General features: G+C 60.4%; 9 protein-coding genes. 7 read left to right on the top strand and 2 right to left on the bottom strand.

Features of this window, described 5'->3' with window-relative positions; all coding sequences use genetic code 11:
• Nucleotides 1–634: 634 nt before the first annotated feature.
• Both Q8O80_RS20250 and Q8O80_RS20245 read right to left on the bottom strand, forming a co-directional pair.
• Nucleotides 635–1552, bottom strand: a complete 918-nt coding sequence (locus Q8O80_RS20250; protein WP_305582709.1) for a phosphotriesterase — start codon at nt 1550–1552, stop codon at nt 635–637.
• Between the two features lie 7 nt (nt 1553–1559).
• The gene (locus Q8O80_RS20245) at nt 1560–2336 is read right to left on the bottom strand and encodes a FadR/GntR family transcriptional regulator (protein WP_305582707.1); all 777 of its coding nucleotides are present in this window, start codon (nt 2334–2336) and stop codon (nt 1560–1562) included.
• 176 nt (nt 2337–2512) lie between these two features.
• Here Q8O80_RS20245 and dgoD point away from each other — a divergent pair, with 176 nt between their 5' ends.
• From dgoD to Q8O80_RS20210, 7 genes are all read left to right on the top strand, one after another.
• Nucleotides 2513–3688, top strand: a complete 1176-nt coding sequence (gene dgoD / locus Q8O80_RS20240) for a galactonate dehydratase (protein ID WP_305582705.1) — start codon at nt 2513–2515, stop codon at nt 3686–3688.
• Between the two features lie 62 nt (nt 3689–3750).
• Entirely contained in the window at nt 3751–4848 is a 1098-nt protein-coding gene (locus Q8O80_RS20235; RefSeq protein ID WP_305582703.1) for a Gfo/Idh/MocA family protein, read from the top strand.
• Between the two features lie 36 nt (nt 4849–4884).
• Complete coding sequence (locus Q8O80_RS20230) at nt 4885–5526, top strand: ThuA domain-containing protein (RefSeq protein ID WP_305582701.1); 642 nt, start codon at nt 4885–4887, stop codon at nt 5524–5526.
• 99 nt (nt 5527–5625) lie between these two features.
• On the top strand, nt 5626–6918 hold the full coding sequence (locus Q8O80_RS20225) for an extracellular solute-binding protein (RefSeq protein WP_305582699.1): 1293 nt from the start codon (nt 5626–5628) through the stop codon (nt 6916–6918).
• Between the two features lie 112 nt (nt 6919–7030).
• Entirely contained in the window at nt 7031–7912 is an 882-nt protein-coding gene (locus tag Q8O80_RS20220) for a carbohydrate ABC transporter permease (RefSeq protein WP_305582711.1), read from the top strand.
• A complete protein-coding gene (locus Q8O80_RS20215; RefSeq protein ID WP_305582697.1) occupies nt 7905–8780 on the top strand; it encodes a carbohydrate ABC transporter permease in 876 nt (291 codons plus the stop codon). The genes Q8O80_RS20220 and Q8O80_RS20215 overlap by 8 nt, the downstream gene beginning before the upstream one ends.
• 12 nt (nt 8781–8792) lie before the next feature.
• Nucleotides 8793–9875 carry an ABC transporter ATP-binding protein gene (locus tag Q8O80_RS20210; RefSeq protein ID WP_305582695.1) on the top strand — a complete coding sequence of 361 codons (1083 nt, stop codon included), beginning with the start codon at nt 8793–8795 and terminating at the stop codon, nt 9873–9875.
• The last annotated feature ends 126 nt before the right edge of the window (nt 9876–10001 follow it).

Here is a 10001-nt window from a genome sequence, read left to right as displayed (position 1 = left end):
ACCCGCCAAGGATCAGCATTGCCCAGAGCCGCTCGGCTCGCGTCAGATCTGCAATCATACTTGTTTGCCTCATTCCAGGTGCAGGCAAACTAGCCCATCCGGTGTCGACATGCAGGATAAAAAACGCGCTGTCCTTGATCTGGCGCAAAGACACCCTATGCGCCGACCGGGAATCGCGATTTTGCTGTAGGCCAGCTTTGAATTCGTTGTCGGATTTTGGCGCGACGAACGCATGATCCTATTTTCTGCGGACAGATAGGATTGCTGGCCATCGATCATGACCGAAAGGTGGCGCAGGAAGTCTTGCCCGCCGACCTGGGTTCTTCGCTGACATCCATTTTTTTGGAGATTGCCGCGGTGTCAGTGGCAGCGCCGTTTCTGCGGACTGGATCTAGTCTTTCTGAAGCGGCCTCAGCCAACATCGACGCTCTCGATGGCTGTCACAGTGAGTGTGAGCGGGCTCATGGCGCCCCGGCGGGCAGCTCTCGGTTCCCAGTACTGGTAAGCAGCCGCTGGATCGGCCTGCTTGGACTTCCACCAGACGTTCGGGTCAGAGCGATAGAGCAGACTATATCCAAGCTGCGAGCTGCAGATCCAATAGCGTTGGCTTATTGGTTTGCTAAACGCACCTTTGTCACCTCCGTGAAAAGGCTGCGAACGGGTTCTTGTGGAACAACTGTACGACGGTATCAGACGTAACACCTGAGCGCTTCAACAGGGGCAGCAGTTCCGTATTCACCACGGTATACGGCTTAGGCACACCGCCGTTTGGCTGAGCTGGATCGTACCATCCACGGTCGTGGCTTACCAGCAAGTGATTGACTAGCCCTGCGTCGAGCGCGCGCATAATCAGCGCGGCGCTCTCCTCGACAGGAACGGCGCCGATGTTGTCATACTCGATCCAAGCTCCGCGAGCCACGATAGCTTTGTGCAAGGCAAAATCTGGCTCGGCATGAGTGTGGATTGACAAGAAGCGTTCCGGCGAACCACCCTCTTCTTTTATGATATCGAGCTGGTCCATGACAACAGACCCGCGGATGGTGTGGCTGCCGATCAGGGCTCCAGTCTTTTTCGAAGCTTGGGTTGCTGCTCGTAGAATTCTGGTCTCCAGAGGCGTAATGCCGTCATCCCCGGCGCTGATCTTGATCCATCCGGCTCGAAAGCCTGTCTCCTCGATCCCTGTATCGAGCTCGTCTACCATCCACTGGTACAATGCCTCTTCGCTAGCATCACGAACCCACGCCGGGATCCAGGGCTCCCGGTAAATCCCGGTCGGCACCACAATAGGAAAATCGGCTGCGATGCTGACCGCCAGATCGAGGTCCGCCCGGCGGCCCACGCCACCAGTAGAGCACTCCACCAGCGCGGTGACGCCGAGGGCCTTGATTGCCTCGATCTGAGGGACCATCAGGGAGACGACGCTTTCCTTTTCCGCTTCGGCGTACCCCGGCTGGTCCGGCGTCCTGAGATCGACGAACACATGCTCATGCGGGAGGATCATGCCCAAACGGTCCGCCGGTAACTTGCCCAAGGTGGTATAGAGATAGCGCATTGAAGCCTCAGGTTTGGTGTGAATGAATGTTCTGGAGGGCCGGACCAATCCGAATGGCATCTCGCCGATTCAATTCCAGCATCTTCGCCATTTCCGCATGCGCCAGAGCGCCGTTCCGGGATTTGATAGCCTGCGCTACGCGGATATGACCTTCCTTCGAGACCGGCTCGGTGACGCGTTCCAGGACGCTGAACTCATAGGATATGCGCAGCATGGTAACGAAAAGCTGTCGCATCTGACGCAGCATGCCGTTGCCGGTGGCGTCAAGAATCGTGGCGTGGAAACGGCAGTCGGCGGCAAACATGGCCTGCACGTCGTCCTGCTCCGGATGCAACGCCAGGGCAGCCTCGAGAATGGTGTCGATCTGATCGGCCGTTGCCCGTTCGGCCGCTAGTGCCGCTGCGGCAGGTTCCAGTATGATGCGCAACTCGGTAGTTTCGGCGAACATGACCGCCAGGCGGGGGTGCCCATGTTCGTGCCACGAAACCACATCCGCATCGAGCAGGTTCCACTCCTCGACGGCTCGAACCCGGGTGCCGTAGCGCCGCGCTGTCCGCACCAACCCTTTTCCCGACAGGACCTTAATGGCATCGCGGACGGTGGCTCGGCTGACTTCGAGGGATTCGGCCAGTTCCGGCTCTGTCGGCATCGTTTGCCCCGGGAGGTAGGCGTCGTTTGCGATCCTTCTTCCAAGGATGTCTACCGCCCGCTTCGCTGCCCCGTTCGGCAGTGCGTCACCCGGCATGACCGGTAACTGCAAGGTTCTTGTTTGGGCAATCAACATCCGACAGATCTCATTTTGGTTCTTACATATGATGTAAAGACATGCAATGTCTCTACCTGCACTGATCAGTCCAGTCGAACGTGACGGTGCAGGGAGAACTTTGCATAGATGCTTGCCAAGCCGAAAGGGCCAACAGGCCCGAGCGGAATGTCTCGGGCCGGGAATCCGGCTTCGAGATGAAAATCACCGCCATCGAAACACTCGTCGTTAACGCCATCCATCGCAACTGGATCTTCGTCAAGGTCCTGACGGACCAGGACGGCCTGCACGGCTGGGGTGAAGCGACACTGGAGTGGAAGACCAAGGCCGTCTCGGGTGCTGTCGATGATCTCAGCGGCTTCGTCATCGGCGAGGACCCGCACCGCATCGAACATATCGTCCAGAAGATGCGCCGGTTCAGTTTCTGGCCACTGGGGTCAATCGGGCTGACTGCGCTCTCCGGTATCGAACAGGCGCTCTGGGACATCAAGGGGAAAGCACTGGGCGTTCCAGTCTGGCAGTTGTTAGGCGGACGGGTCCGTGATCGCGTTCGCGTCTATACCCATCTATTGCAGGGCCGTCAGGACCGGTTGGTCGACCACCGTGACATCAGCGCGTTTTGCGATGCCGTTCAGGAAACCGTCGAGCTGGGGTATTCAGCGGTCAAGCTCGGCTTGGTCCCATACTCGGGATACGACGCGCCGCTGCCTGCCGTACGGCATGTCGAAAAGCTGTCCAATGCCATTCGGGAACGGGTCGGCACGACAGTGGACATCATGACCGATTTCCATGGCCGGCCGGATTCCGTGCATGCCGCCAAGGCGTTCATCGACGTTATAGCCCCGATCCGGCCCATGTTCGTCGAGGAGCCTATCCAGCCGGGCGATGCGGAAGGTCTCGCGCAGCTGTCGCGCATGGTCGACTGCCCCTTGGCCACCGGCGAGCGGCTCCTGACAACTCAGGAATATGCCGAACTCGCCAGGTTGCGGGCGGTCACCTATGTGCAACCCGATCTGGCCCATTGCGGCGGAATAAGCGGTGGCCGCAGGATCGCTGCGATCGCCGAGGCCGCGTCGATGGGGATCATGCCGCACAATCCAATGGGGCCGATAGCGGGGGCCGTTTCCCTGCAGTTTGCCGCGGCCACGCCGAACTTTGTCATCCAGGAAGAAGCCGTAGGCCTGGCACCCTGGTTCGGTGATATCTGCCAGAACGATCTGTTCGGTCTGACGGACGGTTGCTGGTCGATCCCGGAAGCGCCCGGACTGGGAATCGAAATCGACGAGCGAGCGGCATCTCGACACCCCTATGCGCCCGAAATCATTCCGGCGCTCGACGCGATCCTGCCCGATGGCCGCATCGCCAACTGGTAGCCAAGTTTCAACTCCGGGGCCATCCGGAACACTGACCACAATCAAGTTCGAATGGATTTATCATGCACAAGATCGGAATAGGTATCGTCGGCCTGGGCAACATCTCGGCCGCGTACCTGAAAGCCGCCCAGAACTTTCCCGTGCTCGACATCCGGGCAGTAGCCGATCTCAACCCTGAAGCTGCCAAAGCAAGGGCCGCCGAGTTCGGCCTGCGTGATGTCGCCATCGACGACATTTTCACCGACCCCTCGGTCGACATCATTCTCAACCTGACGATTCCACGCGCTCACGTGGAGGTTGGCCTGCGGGCAGTCGGTGCGGGCAAGCACGTATACTCAGAAAAACCGCTCGGCGTGACCTTCTCGGAAGGAAAGCGATTGGTCGAGGCGGCATCTGCAAAGGGCGTCCGCGTCGGGTCCGCACCAGACACCTTTCTCGGTGGCTCCCACCAGACTGCTCGTCACGCAGTGGACAGCGGCGTGCTAGGACAGATCGTTGGCGGAACCGCATACTTCATGTGTCCGGGCCACGAGCGTTGGCATCCCAATCCAGCATTCTACTATGACCAGGGTGGCGGCCCCATGCTGGACATGGGGCCCTATTACATCACCGATCTGGTCAATCTTCTGGGCCCGGTCAAACAAGTGCTCGGCGTTGCGACCATGCTGCGCTCTAGCCGCACCATTACGGCCAAGGAGCGGGCCGGCGAGATCATTCCGGTTCATGTTCCGACCCATGTCGCCGGCACGCTGGTTTTCGCCAGCGGCGCCGTCGTGCAAATGAGCATGAGCTTCGACGTGGCCGGCCACAAGCATCTGCCGCTCGAGATCTACGGGACGGACGGTTCGCTGATCGTTCCTGATCCGAACCATTTCGGCGGTCAGGTCGAACTGCTTGAAAAAGGCGGAGAGTGGACGAACGTTCCGACCGACCATCCCTATTGGGACGGCAACTTCCGCTCGATTGGGCTAGCCGATATGGCGGCGGCGCTCGTTAGCGGGCGGGCCCATCGCTGCAATGGCCAACTCGCCTTGCACGTCCTCGAAGTCATGGAAGCGTTTGGCACATCGCAAGAAACGGGCGCGGCCGTCACCATGACCACCACAGTCGATCGGCCGGAGCCACTCTCGACATCCCTGTCGAACGGCCAATTGGCCTAACCGCGCCGCTCGCGCCTTACAGCTACAGGAAAACACATGCGCCAGGCACTTATCGTTTGGGGAGGCTGGGAAGGCCATGAGCCGCGCCAGGGTGCGGAGATCATCCGTGCCTTCCTCCAGGAGGATGGTTTCGACGTCCGCCTCGAGAACACGACCCGGGCTTTCGCCGATCCTGCCATCAGGAACTACAGCCTGATTGTGCCCATCTTCACCATGAGCAAGATCGAAAAGGACGAGGTCAGCAATCTGGAAGCGGCTGTTCGGGGTGGCGTGGGGCTGGCTGGCTATCATGGCGGGATGGGCGATGCCTTTCGCGAGGCCGTGGACTATCAGTTCATGGTCGGTGGCCAGTGGGTGGCCCATCCCGGCAGCATTATTGACTACCAGGTCGACGTCACACGGCCCGATGATCCGGTGATGGCGGGGATCGAGAGTTTCCCCTACCGCTCGGAGCAATATTACATGCACGTCGACCCCAGCAATGAAGTGCTGGCGACGACCACCTTCACCGCAGAGCACGCTTCCTGGATCGATGGTGTCGTCATGCCCGTCGTGTGGAAGCGTCGACACGGAACCGGGAGGGTCTTCTATTCGTCGCTCGGCCATGTCGCCAGAGAGTTCGCGGTACCGCAGATGAGCACCATCCTGCGGCGCGGCATGAACTGGGCAGCACGGTAGCAGTCGGCCTCGATCTTTACGTATGATTTAGACTTGACTTACGTTCCTCAAGGACGCAGATTTTCGTTACGGGGCGTAGACCCTGGGAGGAGAATGCACATGTCTGGAATTTTTGGCCGCCTTGCGCGGCAGCGGGGGCTTTTTGCCCTCGGCACGGTGGCCATGCTCACCGCCATCGTTCCCGCAAACGCCCAAACCACCATTAAATGGCTGCATCTGGAGGCCAATCCCGATCGCCTCGCGACCTGGGAGGACATTGCCGCCGCCTACGAGGAGGCCAATCCCGACGTCACCATCGAGTTCCAGTTCCTGGAAAACGAGGCTTTCAAGGCCAAGCTGCCGACGCTGCTGCAGTCCAACGAGGCGCCCTCGATGTTCTATACCTGGGGCGGCGGCGTGCTCAAGGCGCAGTCCGAAACCGGCGCTATTCGCGATCTGACGGCAGCCATGGATGCCGATGGCGGCGCCTGGCGCAATGCCGTCAGCCCGGCGGCGGTCGATGGCCTGTCCATCGATGGCAAGGTCTGGGCCGGGCCCCAGCAATCGGGCCTGGTCTCGTTCTTCTACAATAAGGCGCTGTTCGAAGAGGCCGGCGTCGACGCGGCTGCCATCACCACCTGGGATGAATACCTGGCGGCCGTGAGCGCGCTCAAGGAAGCCGGCATTACCCCGATCGCTGGCGGTGGTGGCGACAAGTGGCCGATCCACTTCTTCTGGAGCTATCTGGCCATGCGTGAACTGGGTCAGGATGGTTTTGCCGCCGCCAAGGCTGGTGAAGGCTTCCAGGGCGAGGGCTTCCTGCGCGCCAGCCAGAAGCTGGCTGATCTGGGGGCGCTCGAGCCCTTCCAGGATGGCTATCTCGGCGCCAGCTGGCCCGACACTCAGGCCGTCTTCGCCGACGGTCGTGCAGCCATGATGCTGGCCTTTGAAAATACGGCAACGCCATCGAACCAGGCCAATGCCGCCACCGATGGCAAGGGTCTGGCCTCCGACAATATCGGCCGCTTTGCCTTCCCCGTGGTCGAGGGCGGTGCCGGCCTGATCACCGACGATTTCGGCGGTCTCAATGGCTGGGTCGTGACCACCAACGCCCCGCCCGAAACCGAGGATTTCATCCACTTCCTGACCATCGAGAATGCCAGCGTGCTGGCCGAGCGCAACAGCACTCTGCCGACCGCCCTGGGTTCGGACGCCAGCGTCAAGGATCCCAGCCTGGCCGATAGTGCCGCCCAGATGGCCAAGGCCACCTGGCACCAGAACTATCTCGATCAGGATCTGGGCCCCAATGTCGGGCGCGTGGTCAATGACATGTCGGTCGAACTGGTCTCGGGCGGCGTGACGCCTGAAGAGGCGCTGCAGCAGATCCAGGACGCCTTCTCCATGGAGATGTAAGCCTGGCGGGCGGTCCGGATTGGGCCGCCCGTCCTTGTCTCCGGCGTGAAGGACGTGTCTCATGAGCCAGCTTGCTTCATCCGCATTGAGCCTGCCCACCGGCAAAACACGCATGCGCCGACGCGGCGTTGGCAATCGGGGTAAATGGCCCGTCATCGTACTGTTCCTGCCGCCCGCTCTGTTGCTGTTCACCCTCTTCGTCATCCTGCCAATGGGGGAGGCGGCCTGGTATTCCTTCTTCAATTGGAATGGTTACGGTCTGCCCGACCAATGGGTCGGCTGGAAGAATTACGAGCTGATCTTCCGCCAGAGCGCCTTTCGCAATGCCCTGGTCAATAACGGCCTCATCATCGTCGTCTCGATCTGCATTCAGATCCCGCTGGCCCTCTGGCTGGCCACCATGGTCACCAAGCATATCAAGGGCGCGCTGGTCTTCCGGCTGATCTTCTTTCTGCCCTATGTGCTGGCCGATGTCGCCGCGGGCATGATCTGGCGCTTCGTCTATGATGGCGAATTCGGCCTCGTCGCCAATGTCGCGCGCTTTTTCGGCCAGGCCCCGCCCTTCTGGCTCGCCGACAAGGACGTGGCCTTCTATGCCGTGCTGGCCGTCATCGTCTGGAAATATTTCGGCTTCCACATGATGCTGTTCATTGCCGGCCTGCAGGCCATCGACAAGAGCGTGCTTGAAGCTGCCGATATCGATGGCGCCACCGGCTGGCAGAAGTTCACCCGTGTTACCCTGCCGCTGCTGGGCTCCACGGTGCGCCTCTCAGTCTTCTTTGCCGTGGTCGGCTCGCTGCAGCTCTTTGACATGATCATGCCGTTGACCGGGGGCGGCCCTTCCAACTCCACCCAGACCCTCGTGACCTTCCTCTACAGCTTCGGCGTCATGCGCATGCAGGTGGGCTTTGGCTCGGCCGTCGGCGTGGTGCTCTTCATCATCTGCGTCACGCTGGCCTTCAGCTACAAGCGGGTATTCATGAAAAATGACTGACACCGCCACCCCCATCGACGCCGCCATCGCTCCGTCCAGCGGTCGCAGCCTTGGTACCAAGACCAGGACCTATTTCTACGCGGCGCTGCTCATCGTCGCCGCCGTCGTGCTGGTGCCCCTGATCACCACCGCGCTCGGCGGCTTCAAGACGCTGGGCGATCTGCGCGGTAATGCCTTCGGCCTGCCACAGACCTGGATGGTCTCGAACTACACCGATATCCTGTTGAGTCAGCGCTACTGGCTGCAAATGGGCAATTCTCTGCTGATTGCCGGGCTCACCGTCTTTCTCGTGTTGACCCTTGCCGCCATGGCCGCCTTCGTCTTTGCCCATGTCCGCTTTTTCGGCTCGGATCACCTGCTCAACTATTTCCTGATCGGGCTGATGTTCCCCGCCGCCACGGCCATCCTGCCGCTTTTCATCCGCATCCGCGATCTGGGCCTGCTCGATACCTATTGGGGCGTCGTGCTGCCCCAGGTCGCCTTTGGCCTGGGCATGAGCATCCTGCTGTTCCGCAACTATTTCCGCGGCATGCCCTCCGAACTCTTCGACGCCGCCTTTGTCGATGGCGCCGGCTATTTCCGCTTTTTCTGGCACATCACCCTGCCGCTCAGCCGGCCCATCATTGCCACGGTGGGCATCATCACCTTTGTCGGCAGCTGGAACAGCTACATCCTGCCGCTGATCATGCTGAACTCGGAATCCAAATATCCCTGGCCGCTCGGCATCATGGTCTATCGCGGCGAGTTCAGTACCGATTGGCAACTGATCCTGGCCTTCATCACCCTGACCATTGCCCCTACCGTCATCGTTTTCTTTGCTGCGCAAAAGCATATCATTGCCGGTCTCACCGCTGGCGCCGTAAAATAATGGGAGCCCTGCATGGCCGGTCTTGAGCTGCGGAATATCGCCAAAAGCTACGGTGCCGTTTCGGTTATCGAAGGCGTCAGCCTTACCGTGGCAGACGGTGAGTTCGTCGCCCTGGTAGGGCCCTCGGGTTGCGGCAAGTCTACCATCCTGCGGATGATAGCAGGGCTCGAAGACATCAGTGGGGGCGAGATCGTCATCGGCAGCGAAGTGGTCAATGACCTTACGCCCAAGGAACGCAACATCGCCATGGTGTTCCAGAGCTACGCGCTCTACCCGCACATGAGCGTCTACCGCAACATGGCCTTCAACCTTGAACTCGCCGGCAAGCCCCGGGACGAGATCGACAGGCGGGTGCAGGTTGCGGCCACCATGCTGGAGCTCGGGCCCTTGCTGGAGCGCAAGCCGAGCCAGCTCTCGGGCGGGCAGCGCCAGCGCGTGGCCATGGGCCGGGCGGTCGTCCGCAATCCTTCCGTGTTCCTGTTCGACGAACCGCTGTCCAATTTGGATGCCAAGTTGCGTGTCCAGATGCGATCCGAGATCAAGCAGCTGCACAACAAGGTCGGTGTCACCTCGGTCTACGTCACACACGATCAGGTCGAGGCCATGACGCTGGCAGACCGGGTCGTCGTACTGAACCGGGGAGTGATCCAGCAGTCCGGTTCTCCGATGCAGCTCTACCGTGAGCCCGCCAACACTTTCGTGGCAGGGTTTATCGGCTCGCCGGCGATGAACTTGTTTGATGCAACGATCGTCAACGGAACCGCGAGAACGGCATCTGGGGAGGCCTTTGTCTTCGAGGGAGCGGGAAAGTCAACCGAAGGACAATCGGTCACGGTGGGTATTCGACCGGAGCACTTTCTACGAACCGGCCAGGGAAGCAGTCTCACCGGGTGGATCAGCACAATCGAGCCGACCGGCGGCCAGACCTTTGTGACGGTGTCCATAGCAGGCCAGCCGACTGTCGTGACAATAAGCGGCGACGACAATGTCAGTCCTGGCGATGAACTGACGCTCTTCACTACGCCGCGCCAGGTATACGTCTTCGATGCCGCGAGCGGCCAACGTATCAGCGAGAACGCCCACCTGAGCGCATGATGCCTGTCGGAAACACTATGGCTGCTTTCGGGATTGTCCATCTGGATTGATGCTTCGAGCGGCGCGGCCTTAGCCGACAGGACACGATGAGAGTTTATTGTTTTAGCCTGATCTATCTTGCGCTCG

The sequence above is a fragment of the Devosia sp. genome, from assembly GCF_030689745.1.
Taxonomy (GTDB): domain Bacteria; phylum Pseudomonadota; class Alphaproteobacteria; order Rhizobiales; family Devosiaceae; genus Devosia; species Devosia alba.
This window is presented reverse-complemented; position numbering and strand designations above follow the sequence as displayed.

Coding starts and splice junctions, on each gene's coding strand:
- Q8O80_RS20250 (WP_305582709.1), bottom strand. CDS start 1,552: ATGCGCTATCTCTATACCACCTTGGGCAAGTTACCGGCGGACCGTTTG.
- Q8O80_RS20245 (WP_305582707.1), bottom strand. CDS start 2,336: ATGTTGATTGCCCAAACAAGAACCTTGCAGTTACCGGTCATGCCGGGT.
- dgoD (WP_305582705.1), top strand. CDS start 2,513: ATGAAAATCACCGCCATCGAAACACTCGTCGTTAACGCCATCCATCGC.
- Q8O80_RS20235 (WP_305582703.1), top strand. CDS start 3,751: ATGCACAAGATCGGAATAGGTATCGTCGGCCTGGGCAACATCTCGGCC.
- Q8O80_RS20230 (WP_305582701.1), top strand. CDS start 4,885: ATGCGCCAGGCACTTATCGTTTGGGGAGGCTGGGAAGGCCATGAGCCG.
- Q8O80_RS20225 (WP_305582699.1), top strand. CDS start 5,626: ATGTCTGGAATTTTTGGCCGCCTTGCGCGGCAGCGGGGGCTTTTTGCC.
- Q8O80_RS20220 (WP_305582711.1), top strand. CDS start 7,031: ATGCGCCGACGCGGCGTTGGCAATCGGGGTAAATGGCCCGTCATCGTA.
- Q8O80_RS20215 (WP_305582697.1), top strand. CDS start 7,905: ATGACTGACACCGCCACCCCCATCGACGCCGCCATCGCTCCGTCCAGC.
- Q8O80_RS20210 (WP_305582695.1), top strand. CDS start 8,793: ATGGCCGGTCTTGAGCTGCGGAATATCGCCAAAAGCTACGGTGCCGTT.